Source organism: Pseudomonas sp. 58(2021) (genome assembly GCF_017491585.1).
Lineage (GTDB): Bacteria > Pseudomonadota > Gammaproteobacteria > Pseudomonadales > Pseudomonadaceae > Aquipseudomonas > Aquipseudomonas fluorescens_BT.
Window position 1 is genome coordinate 93,624 of the sequence record NZ_JAFGYZ010000017.1, and the last position, 17,645, is coordinate 111,268.

Annotated in this window: 18 protein-coding genes and 1 tRNA gene; 9 read left to right on the forward strand and 10 right to left on the reverse strand. The window is 60.4% G+C overall.

Features of this window, described 5'->3' with window-relative positions; all coding sequences use genetic code 11:
- Positions 1–27: 27 nt before the first annotated feature.
- The gene (locus J5M72_RS20035; protein WP_169428439.1) at positions 28–777 is read right to left on the reverse strand and encodes an ABC transporter substrate-binding protein; all 750 of its coding nucleotides are present in this window, start codon (positions 775–777) and stop codon (positions 28–30) included.
- Between the two features lie 13 nt (positions 778–790).
- On the reverse strand, positions 791–1,564 hold the full coding sequence (locus J5M72_RS20040) for an ABC transporter ATP-binding protein (protein WP_027922189.1): 774 nt from the start codon (positions 1,562–1,564) through the stop codon (positions 791–793).
- 552 nt (positions 1,565–2,116) lie between these two features.
- Between J5M72_RS20040 and gabP the strand changes: the two genes are divergently transcribed.
- Positions 2,117–3,508, forward strand: a complete 1,392-nt coding sequence (gabP, locus tag J5M72_RS20045) for a GABA permease (RefSeq protein WP_169428440.1) — start codon at positions 2,117–2,119, stop codon at positions 3,506–3,508.
- 70 nt (positions 3,509–3,578) lie between these two features.
- On the opposite strand, the gene J5M72_RS20050 is transcribed toward gabP, so the two are convergent.
- The 3 genes from J5M72_RS20050 to J5M72_RS20060 are packed head-to-tail and all read right to left on the reverse strand — an operon-like array spanning position 3,579 to position 5,424.
- Positions 3,579–4,031, reverse strand: coding sequence for a hypothetical protein (locus tag J5M72_RS20050; protein ID WP_169428441.1), 453 nt, complete (start codon positions 4,029–4,031; stop codon positions 3,579–3,581).
- 6 nt (positions 4,032–4,037) lie between these two features.
- Positions 4,038–4,451: a hypothetical protein gene (locus J5M72_RS20055; protein ID WP_169428442.1), complete on the reverse strand. Its 414-nt coding sequence runs from the start codon at positions 4,449–4,451 to the stop codon at positions 4,038–4,040.
- A gap of 31 nt (positions 4,452–4,482) precedes the next feature.
- Positions 4,483–5,424 (reverse strand): alpha/beta fold hydrolase, encoded by a 942-nt coding sequence (locus J5M72_RS20060; RefSeq protein WP_207866865.1) that lies wholly within the window; start codon positions 5,422–5,424, stop codon positions 4,483–4,485.
- A 264-nt stretch (positions 5,425–5,688) separates the two neighbouring features.
- On the opposite strand from J5M72_RS20060, the gene J5M72_RS20065 reads away from it, so the two are divergent.
- Positions 5,689–6,138, forward strand: coding sequence for a carboxypeptidase regulatory-like domain-containing protein (locus J5M72_RS20065; RefSeq protein WP_207866866.1), 450 nt, complete (start codon positions 5,689–5,691; stop codon positions 6,136–6,138).
- 119 nt (positions 6,139–6,257) lie between these two features.
- Here the strand turns inward: J5M72_RS20065 and J5M72_RS20070 are convergent.
- The 4 genes from J5M72_RS20070 to J5M72_RS20085 form a co-directional block, all read right to left on the reverse strand.
- Positions 6,258–6,333: transfer RNA gene (locus tag J5M72_RS20070), tRNA-Phe, on the reverse strand.
- A 103-nt stretch (positions 6,334–6,436) separates the two neighbouring features.
- Complete coding sequence (locus tag J5M72_RS20075; RefSeq protein WP_085712761.1) at positions 6,437–6,709, reverse strand: oxidative damage protection protein; 273 nt, start codon at positions 6,707–6,709, stop codon at positions 6,437–6,439.
- Positions 6,706–7,773 (reverse strand): A/G-specific adenine glycosylase, encoded by a 1,068-nt coding sequence (gene mutY, locus J5M72_RS20080; RefSeq protein WP_119428651.1) that lies wholly within the window; start codon positions 7,771–7,773, stop codon positions 6,706–6,708. Before mutY ends, J5M72_RS20075 begins: the two co-directional genes overlap by 4 nt.
- Positions 7,770–10,001 (reverse strand): AsmA family protein, encoded by a 2,232-nt coding sequence (locus tag J5M72_RS20085; protein ID WP_207866867.1) that lies wholly within the window; start codon positions 9,999–10,001, stop codon positions 7,770–7,772. The genes mutY and J5M72_RS20085 overlap by 4 nt, the downstream gene beginning before the upstream one ends.
- A gap of 354 nt (positions 10,002–10,355) precedes the next feature.
- On the opposite strand from J5M72_RS20085, the gene J5M72_RS20090 reads away from it, so the two are divergent.
- The 7 genes from J5M72_RS20090 (at position 10,356) to J5M72_RS20120 (ending at position 16,175) form a co-directional block, all read left to right on the forward strand.
- Complete coding sequence (locus J5M72_RS20090) at positions 10,356–12,020, forward strand: OFA family MFS transporter (RefSeq protein ID WP_207866868.1); 1,665 nt, start codon at positions 10,356–10,358, stop codon at positions 12,018–12,020.
- Between the two features lie 270 nt (positions 12,021–12,290).
- Positions 12,291–12,884 (forward strand): imidazoleglycerol-phosphate dehydratase HisB, encoded by a 594-nt coding sequence (gene hisB / locus J5M72_RS20095; protein ID WP_085712764.1) that lies wholly within the window; start codon positions 12,291–12,293, stop codon positions 12,882–12,884.
- Entirely contained in the window at positions 12,884–13,522 is a 639-nt protein-coding gene (hisH, locus tag J5M72_RS20100) for an imidazole glycerol phosphate synthase subunit HisH (RefSeq protein WP_085712765.1), read from the forward strand. Before hisB ends, hisH begins: the two co-directional genes overlap by 1 nt.
- Positions 13,523–13,783, forward strand: a complete 261-nt coding sequence (locus J5M72_RS20105; RefSeq protein ID WP_016772123.1) for a DUF2164 domain-containing protein — start codon at positions 13,523–13,525, stop codon at positions 13,781–13,783.
- Between the two features lie 42 nt (positions 13,784–13,825).
- Positions 13,826–14,563 carry a 1-(5-phosphoribosyl)-5-[(5-phosphoribosylamino)methylideneamino]imidazole-4-carboxamide isomerase gene (gene hisA / locus J5M72_RS20110; RefSeq protein WP_207866869.1) on the forward strand — a complete coding sequence of 246 codons (738 nt, stop codon included), beginning with the start codon at positions 13,826–13,828 and terminating at the stop codon, positions 14,561–14,563.
- A 9-nt stretch (positions 14,564–14,572) separates the two neighbouring features.
- Complete coding sequence (gene hisF / locus J5M72_RS20115; RefSeq protein ID WP_007897430.1) at positions 14,573–15,343, forward strand: imidazole glycerol phosphate synthase subunit HisF; 771 nt, start codon at positions 14,573–14,575, stop codon at positions 15,341–15,343.
- Between the two features lie 76 nt (positions 15,344–15,419).
- Positions 15,420–16,175 (forward strand): ABC transporter substrate-binding protein, encoded by a 756-nt coding sequence (locus J5M72_RS20120; RefSeq protein ID WP_169428449.1) that lies wholly within the window; start codon positions 15,420–15,422, stop codon positions 16,173–16,175.
- Here J5M72_RS20120 and J5M72_RS20125 read toward each other — a convergent pair.
- On the reverse strand, positions 16,156–17,544 hold the full coding sequence (locus J5M72_RS20125; RefSeq protein WP_207866870.1) for a Vps62-related protein: 1,389 nt from the start codon (positions 17,542–17,544) through the stop codon (positions 16,156–16,158). The two genes, J5M72_RS20120 and J5M72_RS20125, sit on opposite strands and share 20 nt — an antisense overlap.
- Between the last annotated feature and the right edge of the window lie 101 nt (positions 17,545–17,645).

A 17,645-nucleotide genomic window follows, 5' to 3' on the forward strand; every position in this document is an offset into this window, starting at 1 on the left:
GCACGGTGCAGGTCCCGCACGTCAGGATCAGTAGATGCTGAACGGGAAGTACTTGTCGTTGATCTTCTTGTAGGTACCGTCGGCAACGATTTCCTTCAATGCGGCGTTCAGCTTCTCGCGCAGCGGGTCACCTTTGCGCACGGCGATGCCGATCTTGTCGCTTTCCACGACCGCGTTGCCCTTGAACTCGTAGTTCTTGCCTGCGTCGGTTTTCAGCCAGTCATAGTTGGCGTACTTGTCGGCCAGAATCGCGTCGACACGACCGGACGTCAGGTCCAGGTAGGCGTTTTCCTGAGTGTCATAGAGTTTGACTTCGATATCGCTACCGTAAGTGTCTTCAAGCCAGGTGCCGGCCAGGGTCGCGCGTTGCGTACCGATGATCTTGCCTTTGAGCGAGTCCTTGTCGGTTTTGAAATCGACGTTTTTCGGCGCGATGAACTGCAGCTTGTTCGAGTAGTACGGGTCGGTGAAGTCCACCGCGCCCTTGCGCTCGTCGGTGATCGACAGCGAGGAAATCAGGAAGTCGAACTTCTTGGCGTTCAGGGCCGGGATGATGCCGTCCCAGTCGGAAGTCACGACGCTGCATTCGACTTTCATCTTGGCGCACAGGGCGTCGCCGATGTCTTTGTCGAAACCGACGACCTGGCCACTGGCGTCTTTATTGTTGAACGGCGGGTAAGCGGCTTCGATGCCCATCTTCAGGGTCTCGGCCATGGCGCCGGCGCTGAACGCCAGGGAGACGGCGGCGGCCAGGAAGACCTTTTTGTAGTTCTGCATGCGGGTAGCTCCGTTAGCGGTTGCTGGACATGAATTGTTTGCAGCGCGCCGAAAGCGGGTTGTCGAACACCTGCTGTGGCGATCCTTGCTCTTCGACCAGGCCCTGGTGGAGGAATACCACTTCACTGGACACCTGACGGGCGAACCCCATTTCGTGGGTCACGAGCAGCATGGTGCGGCCTTCTTCGGCCAATGCGCGGATGACATTAAGTACTTCCTGGACCATTTCCGGGTCAAGGGCGGAGGTGGGCTCGTCGAACAGGATCACCTTGGGCTGCATCGCCAGTGTGCGGGCAATCGCCGCGCGCTGTTGCTGGCCGCCGGACAGCTGCGCCGGGTAGGCGTGGCGCTTGTCGGCGATGCCGACCTTGGCCAGCAGGGCTTCGGCGACTTCGATGGCTTCGGCCTTGCTCTGGCCGAGCACGCGGCGCGGGGCTTCGATGATGTTGTCGAGCACACTCATGTGCGGCCACAGATTAAAGTTTTGAAATACAAAACCAATCTCGGAGCGCAGGCGATTGATCTGCTTGCCGTCGGCGGCAACCAGTTCGCCATTCTTGGCGGCCTTGAGCTTGAGTTCTTCGCCGGCGACCAGGATCTGGCCCTGGTGCGGGTTTTCCAACAGGTTGATGCAACGCAGGAACGTGGACTTGCCGGAACCGGAGGAACCGAGGATCGAGATCACATCGCCGTCGCGGGCGGTCAGCGAGATGCCTTTGAGCACCTCAAGCTGTCCGTAGCGTTTGTGCAGGTTGCGGATTTCAAGCGCGGGCGTGGCCTCAGCCATGTGCGTTCCTCATATATGTTGCGCTCCAGCTGTTGGTTGGCCTTCCTGGCGAGGCGGCCAAGCTAGCATAGCGTTTCAATGGCAGCCAACAGCGCTACGAGCGGTAAACGGATGGCGTGTGGCAGGTTGTCGCATCAGCGCAGCAGACTGTCGCCCCGTCAACAACCGAACGGGCGTTTGACGTTGATTCCCGTGGGTGTCGCGTAAAAAAAGGCGCGATGTTGCCACCTTTGGCGGGGTGTTGGAAGCGCTATCCGGCCGAACGTTCCTCATTCGCCCTTTTATTGTGCATCCCGCACTTTTTCAGTGTGTTTCTGGTGCGCCCGTTCGTTTTGAAAAGTGGGTCGCAGGGTAACGCTTTGGCGAAAGGCCATTATTCTCAAGGACTTGCGATGACTGTCCGGTCTCACTGAAAACCGCGGGCCAGAAGACTTTGAAACATTTTGGCGCAATTATTGCGTGCAGAATCTGGAACGCCCCGTTGGATTCTTTTTACGAGAAGGAACGCCAGACGGGCCGGACGCAATCGCTTTCCTCGCAAAGGTAGTTCCAATGAGCAGTACCCAAAGCTCCAATGGCCTCGAACAGGGGCTCAAACCGCGTCATGTGACCATGCTGTCGATCGCCGGTGTGATCGGTGCAGGTCTGTTCGTCGGCTCCGGCCACGCGATCGCCGCCGCCGGCCCGGCCGTGCTGCTGGCCTACGCCGCTGCCGGCATGCTGGTTGTGCTGGTCATGCGCATGCTCGGCGAAATGGCCGTTGCCTCGCCGGATACCGGCTCCTTCTCGACTTATGCCGACCGCGCCATCGGTCATTGGGCCGGTTTTACCATCGGCTGGTTGTACTGGTGGTTCTGGGTTCTGGTGATCCCGCTGGAGGCCAACGCCGCCGCGACCATCCTGCATGCCTGGTTCCCGAGCGTGGAGATCTGGGCCTTCGCGCTGATCATCACCATGCTGCTGACGGTGACCAACCTGTTCAGCGTAAAAAACTACGGTGAGTTCGAATTCTGGTTCGCCCTGCTCAAAGTCGTGGCGATCATCGGTTTCATCATTCTGGGTGTGGCGGCGATTTTCGGTTTCCTGCCGAACAGCCAGGTGAGCGGTGTGTCGCACATTTTTGACACCCAGGGCTTCCTGCCAAACGGCCTGGGCGCTGTATTGGGCGCGATCCTGACCACCATGTTTTCCTTCATGGGTACCGAGATCGTGACCATCGCGGCCGCGGAATCGAAGAACCCTGGCAAGCAGATTTCCAAGGCCACCAACTCGGTGATCTGGCGGATCGGTTTGTTCTACCTCGTATCGATTTTCATCGTCGTGGCCCTGGTGCCATGGAACGATCCAGCGCTGGCCAGCCTTGGCTCCTACCAGACTGTGCTTGAGCGCATGGGCATCCCGAACGCCAAGATGATCGTCGATATCGTGGTGCTGGTCGCTGTGACCAGCTGCCTGAACTCGGCGCTGTACACCTCTTCGCGCATGCTGTTCTCCCTCGGCAAACGTGGCGATGCCCCGGCCATGGCGACCCGCACCAACAAGAGCGGCACCCCTTACTGGGCGGTGATGCTGTCCACAGGCGCAGCGTTCCTGTGCACCTTTGCCAACTACGTGGCTCCGGCTGCGGTGTTCGAGTTCCTGTTGGCCAGCTCCGGCGCCATCGCGCTGCTGGTGTACCTGGTGATCGCGATTTCGCAACTGCGCATGCGTAAGCAGCGCATGGCTCGCGGTGAAAAAATCGTCTTCAGCATGTGGCTGTTCCCGGGCCTGACCTACGCGGTGATCGTGTTCATCGTGGCGGCCCTGACCATCATGTTGTTCCAGGACGCCCACCGCGTGGAAATCCTCGCGACGGGCCTGCTGAGCCTGGTAGTTGTTGCGACCGGCATGCTCGTGGCGCGTCGTCGCAAGGCAGAAAAGCGTGGTGCGGTGGTGTTGAACTGATCCGGATCGCGTAATGCAAAACGGCCGCTGTCAGCGATGACAAGCGGCCGTTTTTGTTTGCGGGCGAGGTTTATTCGCTCTTCTCTTCAGGCGCTTCGAGCGACTGGCCGTAAGTATCCAGTGCCATCCCGAAATCGGTGATGAACTGCGGCTCGCTCAACCAGGCCTGGGCTGTCTCGCGATCCATGCCATCGGCCCACATGCGATAGTCGATCAGCATGTCGGCGGCCAGGTGGGTGGCGGCCATGCCTTCGTCGTCGGCGTTTTCCATGTCCAGCAGTTCAGGATGGTCGACGATGATGAACGCCAGCTCGCGCAGCAGGGTCAGCAGCATGTCGTTGCGGCTGACGGCTTCGGCGTCGCGCATCTTGCTGAACATCGCCAGGGTGTATTCCGGGATCGGCTCGGCCAGGTGACCGAGGTCATCGTCCAGGGCCAGGGGTTTGCGGCCGACCATGCGGATCTGCTTGGCCTTGGCCTTGGCGCGTTTGGCGCGTTTCTGTTGCTTGTTCAGGGATGCCATGGGAACTCAGTCTTTCTGTTGGGTTTGTGCGGCGATCGCGTCGGACGCGGCCACATAGTCTTTCTGGAAGTCAGGCGACTCGATCCACGCCAGGGCACCGGCCTCGTCGGTCTCGGTGGACCACTGGCGGTACTCGATCAGTGCGGCGAGGATGAAATCCATCGCGCCTTCTTCACCTTCCTGTTCATACACCAGCTCCAGCAGCGGGTCCTCAAGGAATGCCGTGCACATGGCCTGCTGGCTGATCTTCTCGGCGTCGATCATTTTCTTGAACAGTTCGGTCAGGTCCACCGACTCGAAATCGATGCGGTCGTCGTTCGGGTCCAGTTCGACCGGTGCCTCGGCGCGTTTGGTGCGGTTCTGCCTGGCCTTGGTCTTGGCCCGGGCGGCGCGTTTTTGCTGCTTGTTGGCGGAAGCCATGGTGTGTGTTCCGTGATGCGTTGGAGGGGACTCAACTGCGCGGCACTTGCCGCCCCGGTGTATCGGGGGCCAGTGCGCCGGTCTGCAGCCAGGTCAGCGCGATGGGCCATAGTGTGGCTTGGTATGCGCTGCGAAAAAAGGCGAAATGTCCGACTTCTTGTTCGCCGATGTCCTGCGGCTCGATTCGCAGGTGGGTCTTTTGCGCGTTGTGGAAGTAATCGAGCAGGCGTTCGATGGCGGGAATCGTGCCGTAGGGATCGTCGCTGATGCTGATTGCCAGGGCTTTGGCCCGGACGTTGGCGAAGGGCAAGTCGGCGATTGTTCTACCGCTCGGGCGCCGCTCATAACGTGCGTCGGGCGTGCTCCAGTCGCGGACCACGCCAGCGGGCGTGTCTTCCAGGCAGCCAAGTCGCTTGCCCGGAAAATAGCCACAGAACAGCGTGACCAGCGGCATCAGCAGGTGCCATTTGCCGAACATCCGCCAGCGGTGCTCGGGCGCGTAATCGCGCCAGTAAGCGAACTGCGCGCCGACCGTCACCAGTCGTCGGATCAGATGTCCGGATGCCCCCAGGCCTGCTGCACAGCCACCGAAACTGTGCCCGACCACATCGATCGGCTGACCGGGAAACTCCCGCTGTGCTCGTTTGAGCATCGCTTCGAAATCCAGCGCGCCCCAATCCGTCCATGAAGCCTGCAAATGCCTCATCGACTTTGGCCGCGACTCACCAATGCCCCGGTAGTCGTAAATGATCACGTCGAAGCCGTTGGCGAACAGATACGCCGCGAAGCGCGAGTAGTGGCGGCAGCGCACGGACGTGGCGGCGTTGATGATCACCAGCGGGCGCTGTGGATCAGGAGACGCGTGACGCCAGGTGAAACCGCCGAGCAAATAGCCGTCGGCGGCGGGCTCGTGGAAGGGCTCGCTTTCCGCTGACAGCTGACTGAGTGGCAGTGTCGCGCTTTGTAGGTTCATGGCGATCCAGACTTTCGGGGACGGTTCGAGGATGAACTTCAAGCGGGTGGGTATGCAACGAATCGGAACGCAGTGAGTACCAAATGTGCAGGTTGATCAGGCAATCGCTAATTCGAGACGCAATGCGGCGCGAATCGTTGGTGGAGTTTTCTGTAGTCCTTTTCGTATCTACCGCAACTCCCAATCGTTCTAAAACTCACCTCACGAGACAAAATCTAAAAAGAGGTAACGATTGGGTTCCGCGAGAGCCCGGGAGTCGTCCTCATGAAACGCGTTCTTAAATTCGTGCTGCCCGTTGCCGCTGCGGCGGTGTTGCTGTTTCCGCTCATGACGCAGGCTGCAAGTCTGGAGCCGATCGACAATTCCGCTGTGCAGGCTCAGCAGCAAGAGCAAAACGGTATTCGCTATCTGGCCGGCGGGATTGGCCTGGATGAGTCGAAAGCCATTCAGCAATCCGCTGGCTACAACCTGCACATGACCTTCGCCGTCGGCATGCAAAACCTGTACACCGCCGATGTCGATGTGATGATCCAGAAAGGCCCCGGCCAAACCGTGCTGACGCTGAATCAGACCGGGCCATTGGTGTATGTGCAGTTACCGCCCGGCAAGTACACGGTCGTCGCTACCCGCAATGGTGAAACGCGTCGGGATGCGGCCGAAATAGGCGGCGGTGCAGCGCGCAATCTGGTGTTCCACTGGAACGACAACAGCTAGGGACGTTGCCGGTCGCGCCGGGATGGCGCGACCGTTGCCGATGCGTCCCTGAATCGGGTCGTCATCAAATCGCAGGCATAAAAAAACCCTGAATCTTGCGATTCAGGGTTTTCGGTATTTGGTGCCCAGAGACGGAATCGAACCGCCGACACGGGGATTTTCAATCCCCTGCTCTACCGACTGAGCTATCTGGGCAACGGGGCGCATTAAAAGGGTTTTTCGGATTTACGTCAACGACTTTTTTAAAATTTCTTAAATTAATTCCGTCGCTTACGATCCGACCCCCGATTTCGCGGGTTTACTCTGCAGGCGGAACGTAGCCTTCGGCCTGGGCGTATTCCTCGCCGGAGAAGTACTTGTCCATTTCGCCCTGCAGATATTTGCGGTCTTCGGCGTTCATCATGTTCAGGCGTTTTTCGTTGATCAGCAGGGTCTGGTGTTTCTGCCAGTCGGCCCAGGCCTTGGCCGAGACGTGTTCGAAGATGTCCTGGCCCTTGGCGCCCGGGTACGGTGGGCGCTCCAGACCTTCGAGTTGTTCTTTGTACTTGCGGCACATTACGGTGCGGGTCATGTCGACTCTCCTGCATTCAAGACGGCGGCCGCGCGTTCGAGCAAGGTCTTGACCGGGGCGGCGAGGCCCAGGCGCGGCGGGGTGGCGAGGTTATACCAGAGCCAGTCGGCCTCGGCCACGTGACCGCCGGCTTCCTGCACCTGAACCAGCCAGGGTTCGATGGACAGCTGGAAGTGACTGAAGGTGTGGACAAGGCTCGGCAGCGCCTGCTGCTCGCCCAGTTCCAGCGAGTGCTGCGCGGCAAGGTGTTGCAGGTCGTCGAGGTCGTCGAGTTCCGGCAGGCTCCACAAACCGCCCCACAATCCGCTGGATGGGCGGCGATAAAGCAGAATCGCGCCGTCCTCGTTGGCCAGCAGCGGCATCAGCGTGCGCTTCTGCGGGATGGCCTTGCGCGGCTTGGGGATCGGGTAACGCGTCTCCAGGCCGAGCATGTGCGCTTCGCAGCCCTTCTTCAGCGGACACAGCAGGCAGCTCGGCTTGCTGCGGGTGCACAGCGTGGCACCCAGATCCATCATCGCCTGGGTGTAGGCGTTGACCCGATCCTGCGGCGTGAAGCGCTCGGCGTTGGCCCACAGCTGTTTGGCGACCTTCGGCTCGCCGGGGTAGCCCTCCTGCGCAGTAAACCGCGCGAGCACCCGTTTGACGTTGCCGTCGAGGATTGGCGCGCGCAGGCCCATGCTGATGCTGGCAATCGCGCCGGCAGTGGACAGGCCGATGCCCGGCAAATCCGTGAGCTTCTCGACATCGCGGGGAAATTCGCCGCCGTACTGGCTGACGACGATCTTCGCGGTCTTCTGCAGATTGCGCGCGCGGGTGTAGTAACCCAGGCCCGTCCACAGGTGCAGCACTTCGTCCTCCGGCGCTTCGGCCAGGGCTTCGACCGTCGGCAGCGCGGCCATGAACCGGTCGAAGTAATTGAGCACGGTGCTGACCTGAGTCTGCTGCAACATGATCTCGGACACCCACACCCGATACGGGTTGATGTTCTGTTGCCAGGGCAAATCATGGCGGCCGTGGCGGTCGAACCATTCCAGCACCGCCGTGGAAAACTGCTCCGCTCTCATCGCTTGAACAGCCCCTTCAATGCGTTTTTCAGTTCAGGGCTGACTTTGTCGCCCAGTTTCTCGTCGATTTTTTCGCTGAGCTTGTCGCCGGCCAATTTGGTCGCGACCTGGCCGAGGCGCTCGTTATCCACACGACAAGCCTTGGCGCCGAGCTCCAGCGGGCCACGGCAGCGCAGCGGCCACTCGATGCCGACGAATTTCTCGCCGACCTGGCAGGCCGGGTCCGGCATGGCGCTGGTATCGCCTTCGACGATGATGCCGACGCGATAGTCCATACCCAGCACTTTCAGGTCGATGTCACCGTCACCGTTGACGGTCATGCCAGGGATGCGCACTTTCAGGTCCGGGTTGTTGGCCACACCGTTGCGCAAGGTCAGGTTGCCCTTGAGTTCCTGGAACGGCGTGTCCTTGCCCCGCGGTTCGCCGCTCAGGGATTTGCGGTTGAGGGTGGCGATGCCTTTGCACAGTTGCTGTTCGAGGTTGGCATTGAGCAACACGCCGTTGTTGATCACGAAACTGGCGTTGCCGTTGAGGGTGTCGATCAGCGCCTGCTGGCTGTTCCCGCTACCGGTGACGGTGCTGGTGAGGTTCACCAGGCCTTTGACCGGCGGGTTCTTGCCCTGGCTTTCGAGGATTTTTTCCACCGGCACGCGGTTGATCCGGGTTTGCAGATTCAGTACCGGCGCGGTCTGGCGCACGTCCAGCGTGCCCTTGGCTTCGAAGTCGCCGTTGTACAGCTCGCCGCGCAGGTTCTCCAGAGTCAGCAGGCCGCCCTGGCCGGTGGCTTTCAGTGCGGCGTTCTGGATCGGTAATTTATCGAGGGTCAACTGGCCGAAGGTCAGGTCGGCGTTCACGTCCAGTTTGCTCAGGCGCTCCACCGGGAACAGTCGCTCGGTGCTCCAGGCACTTTTGCTCGGTTTGTCCGGCAGCGGGGTGCTGCCGGCGCCGGCCATGGCATCGGCTTCGGTGCTGGCGACTTCGGTCTGGCGTGCCTGAGTGGCGCTGGCGGCTTTTTCCGATTTCGGCGGCAGGTAGCGGTCGACGTTGAAGGTGTCGGCCTTGAGGATCGCTCGCAGCGATTGCCTGGCGAAGTCTTCGACGGCGATGCGGCCGCTGAAGTTGCTGTCGTCGAGTTTCAGGTTGATGTTGTCCAGCGCCAGGCTGGTCGGTGTGGCAGCGACACGGCTGACCAGCTCGACCTTGCTCAGGCTGCCTTCGGCCATGGCCGGCAGGGTCTGGCCGATGCTGTCGACGAACTTCGCCAGATCGAACTGGGCGATGGAAATCGCGCCAGTGATCTGCGGCGTCTTGTCGAGATCGTTGGCCTTCAGCTCGCCCAAGGCGCGCAACTGGTTGGCGGAAATCTTGATCCCGGTCCATTCGGCGACGTTTGCTGCCTTGTCGAGCAACATCTGCCCCTGGGCGGAGAACGTCATGGCTTTGCCCTGCAGGGGATCACCGGTCAGTTCGCCGGACAGCTTCAGGTCTTCGAACTTGTAACGTTGCAGGGCGCGCTCGATGCGCAGCTCACCATTGAGCTCGGTGCGCACTCGCAGCACGGGCTGATTGGTGCTGAGGAATGCCGTGGCTTTGAGCGGAATGTTGGTCGAGTCGTGTACCGCGCCGGTGCTCAACTGGATGCTTTCGGCGCTGAACTGCTTGCCGGTCTGCTCGTCGTTGTATTCGACGCGGGCGTTGTTGACGGTCAGGCTGTCGATGTCGAGGCGAATCGGCTGCGGCGGTTTTTCCGGCTGGGCAGGTGTTTCGGCGACCGGTTCGCCAGCGGCAACGGGCGGGGTGCTGCCCGGCGCAGGCGCTGCAGCCGGCAGCTTGCCGATGTCTTCCCAGTTGCCGTGACCGTTCTTGTCGCGGTTCAGGCGCAGGTTCAGGCCTTCGACACGCACATCACTCATCTGCACTTCACGGCGCAGCAACGGCAGCACGCGTACCGACAGGCCGAGCATCTGCAGATCGGCATACGGTTCGTCAGGCTTGATCAGGGTGGCGACGCTGGCCTCGTGCAATTCCAGGCCGAGCCATGGGAACAGGCTCCAGCCGATATCGCCATTGAGCGTCAGCTCGATGTGGGCCTTGTCGCGGGCTATCTGGCGGATCTCGTCTTTGTAGTCGTTGGGATCGAAGAAGTGGGTCAGGGCGAAGCCCGCCGCCACAATGATCAGCAACAGCCCGAGAAGTACCAGACCCAGGATTTTGCCGAACGCTTTCATGGGCGAGTCCTTGTAGTTAGTCGAATTCATAATTTAGCCGGGGAGTATAGCGCTGCATGACCCTGTGCTGGTGCGGTGTCCAGAGGAACCTGTCGATCCGCGGCGTGCAGCGCTTCGACAACGGTCGGCGGGAGGGTTCCCCGGTCTGATGAGATCAGATGACTCAAAAAAGGTGATATCAGTTTGGTTTTTCTGTCACGTGCAGATGGTAACCTTCGCCCGTTCGTCCGTCCCTCTGCGACTTTTGGTCGCGCTTCAAGGAGCTCCACCCACCAACACGGTCATGCCTGCGTGCATAAAGGCCGGGGGTGAGCAGTGGCTGGCGAACGCATACTAATAATTGGGGGATACACAATGAGCACGAGCATCACGGCGGACGGCCTCAGCGCCGCCCAGCCTGCGTTCCTGTCCAAGGAACGCATCATCGCCAAGCCCGGTTTCAACCGCTGGCTGGTCCCACCGGCCGCACTGGCCATTCACCTGTGCATCGGCATGGCCTATGGTTTCTCGGTGTTTTGGTTGCCGCTGTCCAAGGCGCTGGGCGTGACCGCTCCGGTGGCTTGCGCACCGGACATGAGCTTCATCGCACAAGTCTTCTCGTCGCAATGCGACTGGCCGATCTCCATGCTCGGCTGGATCTACACCCTGTTCTTCATCTTCCTTGGCTGCTCGGCAGCGATCTGGGGTGGCTGGCTCGAACACGCAGGACCACGCAAGGCCGGTGTGGTATCGGCACTGTGCTGGTGCGGCGGTCTGCTGATTTCGGCGTTGGGTATTTATACCCACCAGATCTGGCTGATGTGGATCGGCTCCGGCGTGATCGGCGGTATCGGTCTGGGCCTGGGCTACATCTCGCCGGTCTCGACCCTGATCAAGTGGTTCCCGGACAAGCGCGGCATGGCCACCGGCATGGCGATCATGGGCTTCGGTGGCGGCGCGATGGTCGGTGCGCCACTGGCAACCGCTTTGATGAGCCATTTCGCTTCGCCAACCGGTGTGGGCGTATGGCAGAGCTTCGTCGCCATGGCCGCGATCTACTTCGTGTTCATGATCGGTGGTGCGCTGGCTTACCGCGTGCCGCCGACCGGCTGGAAGCCTGAAGGCTGGACCGCGCCGGCGAAGAAAGCCTCGAATGCGATGATCACCCACCGTCACGTTCACGTGAATGTGGCGTGGAAAACCCCGCAATTCCGTCTGGTGTGGCTGGTGCTGTGCCTGAACGTGTCGGCGGGTATCGGCATCCTCGGCATGGCATCGCCCCTGTTGCAGGAAGTGTTCGGCGGCAAGCTGCTGGGCAACGATCTGCCGTTCGGTCAGCTGGACGCCGGTCAACTGGCGTCCATCGCTGCGATTGCGGCAGGTTTCACCGGTCTGCTGAGCCTGTTCAACATCGGCGGTCGGTTCTTCTGGGCGTCGTTCTCGGACTACCTGGGTCGCAAGAACACTTACTTTGTGTTCTTTGCACTGGGTTTTGCGCTGTACGCACTGATCCCGAACCTCGGTCACCTGGGCAACGTTGCGCTGTTCGTGGCGGCGTTCTGCATCATCCTGTCGATGTACGGCGGTGGTTTTGCGACCGTTCCAGCGTACCTGGCCGACCTGTTCGGCACGCAAATGGTCGGTGCGATCCACGGTCGTCTGCTGACCGCCTGGGCTGCCGCTGGCGTGCTGGGTCCGGTGTTGGTGAACTACCTGCGTGAGTATCAGCTGAGCATCGGCGTTGAACGCGCCGCCGCTTACGACATCACTTTGTACATCCTCGCCGGCCTGCTGGTGCTGGGTTTCCTGTGCAACCTGCTGGTGCGTCCGGTGGCGGACAAGTACTTCATGACCGACGCCGAACTGGCCGCCGAACAGGCGCTGGGTCACGACAAGGGTGCTGACAGCAGCACTGTGCTGGAGTGGAAAGCCGCGCCGGGCAGCAAGCCGTTGGCAATCGCTGCGTGGCTGGTGGTGGGGATTCCGTTGGCGTGGGGTGTGTGGGTGACCCTGCAGAAAACGGCGGTTCTGTTCCACTAAGTAACCGTTAAAGCGCAGTACCCCTGTGGGAGCGGGCTTGCCCGCGATGGCGTCCGGTCAGTCGACATCACTGTTGGCTGACCCACCGCTTTCGCGAGCAAGCCCGCTCCCACATTTGTTTTGTGCTGTCCGAAATGACTTGTATGCACATGTCTATCCCCGACAGCACGGGGTTCTATCCGTCAGTCATTCCACCTCTCGTGTTTCTGTTTCGGCCCCGCGCCCCTATAATGGCTGCCTTTTTCGCCCAATGATTTTGCGGAGCTGGTGATGGCCGAACGTAAGGCGTCTGTCGAGCGCGACACTCTGGAAACCCAGATCAAAGCCTCGATCAACCTTGATGGCACCGGAAAGGCCCGATTCGATATCGGTGTTCCTTTTCTTGAGCACATGCTGGATCAGATCGCCCGTCACGGGTTGATCGACCTGGATATCCAATGCAAGGGCGATCTGCATATCGACGACCACCATACCGTGGAAGACGTCGGTATCACCCTCGGCCAGGCCTTCGCGCAAGCCATCGGCGACAAAAAAGGCATTCGTCGCTACGGCCACGCCTACGTGCCGCTCGACGAAGCGCTGTCGCGTGTGGTCATCGACTTCTCCGGCCGCCCGGGCCTGCAGATGCACGTGCCGTACACTCGCGCCACCGTTGGTGGCTTCGACGTCGACCTGTTCCAGGAATTCTTCCAGGGCTTCGTCAACCACGCGCTGGTCAGCCTGCACATCGACAACCTGCGCGGCACCAACACTCACCACCAGATCGAAACCGTGTTCAAGGCTTTCGGCCGCGCGCTGCGCATGGCCGTCGAGCTGGATGACCGCATGGCCGGCCAGATGCCTTCGACCAAGGGCGTGCTGTAATGCAGACCGTTGCGGTAATCGATTACGGCATGGGCAACTTGCACTCGGTGGCCAAGGCCCTCGAGCACGTTGGCGCCGGCAAGGTGCTGATCACCAGCGATGCGGACGTGATCCGCGAAGCCGACCGTGTGGTTTTCCCCGGTGTCGGTGCGATTCGCGATTGCATGGCGGAGATCCGTCGCCTCGGTTTCGATTCGCTGGTACGTGAAGTCAGCCAGGATCGTCCATTCCTCGGCATCTGTGTCGGCATGCAAGCCTTGCTCGACACCAGCGAAGAGAACGACGGCGTCGACTGCATCGGCCTGTTCCCCGGCGCGGTGAAGTTCTTCGGCAAAGACCTGCATGAAGACGGCGAGCACCTGAAAGTCCCGCACATGGGCTGGAACGAAGTGAAGCAGTCGGTGGATCACCCGCTGTGGCACAACATTCCGGACCTGGCGCGTTTCTACTTCGTGCACAGTTACTACATCGCCGCCGGTAATCCGCGGCAGGTGGTCGGCAGCGGTCATTACGGCGTCGATTTCGCCGCGGCGCTGGCCGAAGGTTCGCGTTTCGCCGTGCAGTTCCACCCGGAGAAGAGCCATACCCATGGCCTGCAATTGCTGCAGAACTTCGCGGCGTGGGACGGTCGCTGGTAAATGGCCGTCAAGAAATCCAAACCGCCGATCCTGACCCTCACACCCGAGCAGGAAAGCGAGGCCAGCCGCAAGATCCAGCGGTTCATGGAGGATCGTTTCGAACTGGACCTGGGTTCGTTCGAGGCGGCGGAAATTCTTGAGTTGTTTACCCGCGAAATTGCTCCGCACTATTACAACAGGGCGATTTTCGATGTGCAGACCCACCTCAAGGAGCGGTTTGAAAGCATCGAAAGCGACCTGTGGGCGCTCGAGAAAAACTGATTTCCGAGCCAAGCTGAACATTCAAATTTGAAGGTTTGCCAGATGCTGATTATTCCCGCTATCGATCTCAAAGACGGTGCCTGCGTACGTCTGCGCCAGGGCCGCATGGAAGATTCCACAGTGTTCTCCGATGATCCGGTGAGCATGGCTGCCAAGTGGGTGGAGGGCGGTTGCCGCCGTCTGCATCTGGTCGATCTGAACGGCGCTTTCGAAGGCCAGCCGGTCAACGGTGAAGTGGTGACCGCGATCGCCAAGCGTTACCCGACCCTGCCGATCCAGATCGGCGGCGGCATCCGTTCGCTGGATACCATCGAGCACTACGTCAAGGCGGGCGTCAGCTACGTGATCATCGGCACCAAAGCGGTGAAAGAGCCGGCATTTGTTGCCGAAGCCTGCCGCGCGTTCCCGGGCAAGATCATCGTCGGCCTCGACGCCAAGGACGGTTTTGTCGCCACCGACGGCTGGGCTGAAATCAGCAAAGTGCAGGTCATCGACCTGGCCAAGCAGTTCGAAGCCGACGGTGTGTCCTCGATCGTTTATACCGACATTGCCAAAGACGGCATGATGCAGGGCTGCAACGTACCGTTCACCGCTGCGCTGGCTGCTGCCACGAAGATCCCGGTGATCGCTTCCGGCGGCATTCACAACCTGGGTGACATCAGGTCGCTGCTCGACGCCAAGGCGCCGGGCATCATCGGCGCAATCACCGGCCGGGCGATCTACGAAGGCACTCTCGACGTCGCCGAAGCGCAAGCTTTCTGCGACTCGTACCAAGGCTGAGGACTGACCATGGCGCTGGCCAAACGCATCATCCCTTGCCTGGACGTGGACAACGGCCGGGTCGTCAAAGGTGTGAAGTTCGAGAACATCCGTGACGCCGGCGACCCGGTGGAAATTGCCCGTCGCTATGACGAGCAGGGTGCCGACGAGATTACCTTTCTCGACATCACCGCCAGCGTCGATGGCCGTGACACCACGCTGCACACCGTCGAGCGCATGGCCAGCCAGGTGTTCATCCCGCTGACCGTCGGCGGCGGCGTGCGGACCGTGCAGGACATCCGCAACCTGCTCAATGCCGGTGCGGACAAGGTGTCGATCAACACCGCTGCCGTGTTCAATCCTGAATTCGTCGGCGAAGCGGCGCAGCATTTCGGCTCGCAATGCATCGTCGTCGCCATCGACGCGAAGAAGGTCTCCGGCCCGGGCGAAACCCCGCGCTGGGAGATCTTCACCCACGGCGGTCGCAAGCCGACCGGTCTCGACGCCGTCGAGTGGGCGAAGAAAATGGAAGGCCTGGGTGCCGGTGAAATCCTCCTGACCAGCATGGATCAGGACGGCATGAAAAACGGCTTCGACCTCGGCGTGACCCGCGCCATCAGCGATGCGCTGGGCATTCCGGTGATCGCATCCGGCGGCGTCGGCAACCTGCAGCACCTGGCTGACGGCATCCTCGAAGGTCACGCCAGCGCTGTGCTGGCGGCGAGTATTTTCCACTTCGGCGAATACACCGTTCAAGAAGCCAAGGCTTACATGGCGCACCGCGGCATCGTAATGCGCTAAACATCCATACAGGCCAGTGGACAGCATGGCGTACCCAAGGCACTCTTGGGCACGCCATGGATTTCGGTAGCCCGACATGATCAAACGCCTGCTTCTCGTCCTCGCCAGTGCCTCCGTGTTGTTGATCAACACCGGGTACGCCGAAGAAAGTCCCGACACCGATCTGGTGCTCCTCACCGAAAACTTCCCGCCGTACAACATGGCGAAGAACGGCAAGAATTTCGCCCAGGACGAAAACATCAATGGCATTGCCACGGACATCGTGCGCGAGATGTTCAAACGTGCCGGCATCACCTACAGCCTGACCCTGCGTTTCCCCTGGGAGCGGGTCTACAAGCTGGCGCTGGAAAATCCCGGTTACGGTGCGTTCGTCATGGCGCGGCTGCCGGATCGCGAAAAACTGTTCAAGTGGGTCGGCCCGATCGGCCCGGACGACTGGGTCATGCTGGCCAAGGCCGACAGCAAGATCACCCTCGAAACCCTCAATGATGCGCGCAAGTACAAGATCGGCGCCTACAAGGGCGATGCGATTGCCGAGACGTTGACCAAACAGGGGCTGAAGCCGGTGGTGGTGCTGCGTGATCAGGACAACGCCAGAAAGCTTGTCAGCGGCCAGATTGACCTGTGGGCCACTGGCGATCCTGCCGGGCGCTATCTGGCTCGACAGGATGGCGTGACCGGATTGAAAACCGTGCTTCGCTTCAACAGCGCCGAGCTGTACCTGGCGCTGAACAAGGACGTGCCGGATGCAACCGTTGCCCGGTTGCAGGCTGAGCTGGATCAGATGCGCAAGGAAGGCGTGGTCGACGAGATCATGGGGCAGTATTTGTAACGACTCCTTCCTCTGTCGTCGGCTGTGGGGCGAGACCGATATCGTGGCTGTCACGGTCTGAATGGCTTTCGCTTGAAGGCGGTTCTGTCGCCAATTGCGGAGTGAAGGTCAGCGTGCTGTCGGTTTCTGGCGGATACTCGGTCAAGTAAAGGCTTTCATCATCGGTGTAACTCATGCTCACCGCTACATGAGTGCCGTCCGTGCGCCTCAACGTATAAAGACTTTGTACCTGGTAGATCGCCACGGCCTTGTTTTTGGCAGCCATGGCGACGATGTCCAGTGGGCGGGATTCATTCCAGCCGTCGGGTGATGTCTCGCAGTAGGTAAAGTCCTTGTACAAATGCGCCGAGTAGCGGATGGCGCGGGCAGCGCTCGAAGGCATCGCTGGCCACGCTTTCGACACTTCGATAGAGGTGAGGCGACTGAAAATCTGCTGCATCTGCGGGTTCTGGGCACGAATTGCTTTCCACTTGAACGGCCGTGGCAGATCACTCGTGTTGTGACCGTGTCCCACCAGTACATACTGATCCGAGCGTTCCAGATGGTAGAACGGGGAAGTAGATAATTGCTCGCCAGGAGACAGATGATCGGTCACCGCGAACCACGGAATTCGCACGGTCTGTGTGACCTTGGCCGGTGCCAGTTCCGGGGGTGCTCCATACCCCGAGAGTTTCGGAGCCTCGGGTGCCGGTACTGACTGCCGGGGAAGCTGCATTCGCAACGCATAGGCGATGGAATTCACAGGCCTGGAGTGGCTCTGGACACCGAAGAATGTGCCCGGAGCAAAATAGATTTCGCCTTCGGCAGCCTGCGGAGGATCGATGTGCCAGGCGCTGAAGTTCTGTCTTGCGCCACTGCCTTTATCGTCCCAGATCAAATGGCCGACGGTCGTGGCGATGACCAGATCTTCCCGCACGCAGCGGATCGCATTGAGTAATGGCTTGTCGCGACCATTGGAGCAGACAAGTCCCATGGCCACGTAGCCGGAAGGAGGGATCGGGCGCCACACCGTGCAGTCGGCGGCAGCTCCGGAGTTGGAGTCCCTCCAGACTTTTTCATAGTCCGTGGGCGGGCTGAGTGCTTTGCCTCGGGAGGCGTCGTCACCTTGCAGTTCACCTTCACAGACGACGGCCACGATTCTGTTTCCGTTGATATTTTCATATCCGGTCACGGCCAGATCCCCAAGCGGGAAGTACCCCGGCAGCAGGTCAGGGGCGGGGGTCGGGCGCCAAAAGCTTCCAACCGAGGAGCCGGAGCCCCGGCTGTCCCAGATCCGATGGAATTCGCTGGTGAAATTGATCAGCAGATTGCCGAACCGGATCGGTTCCATTCGCTGCGCGGGTAATGTGTTGCTGTCGATGCCTGTCATAGTCAGTCCTGAAGTTTGAAAGGCGACTCACAAGAGTCGCTAACCATTGCAGGGCTGACTATCCAGACGCGGGCGAGTCGTCAGGCAATAACTATGTGTAG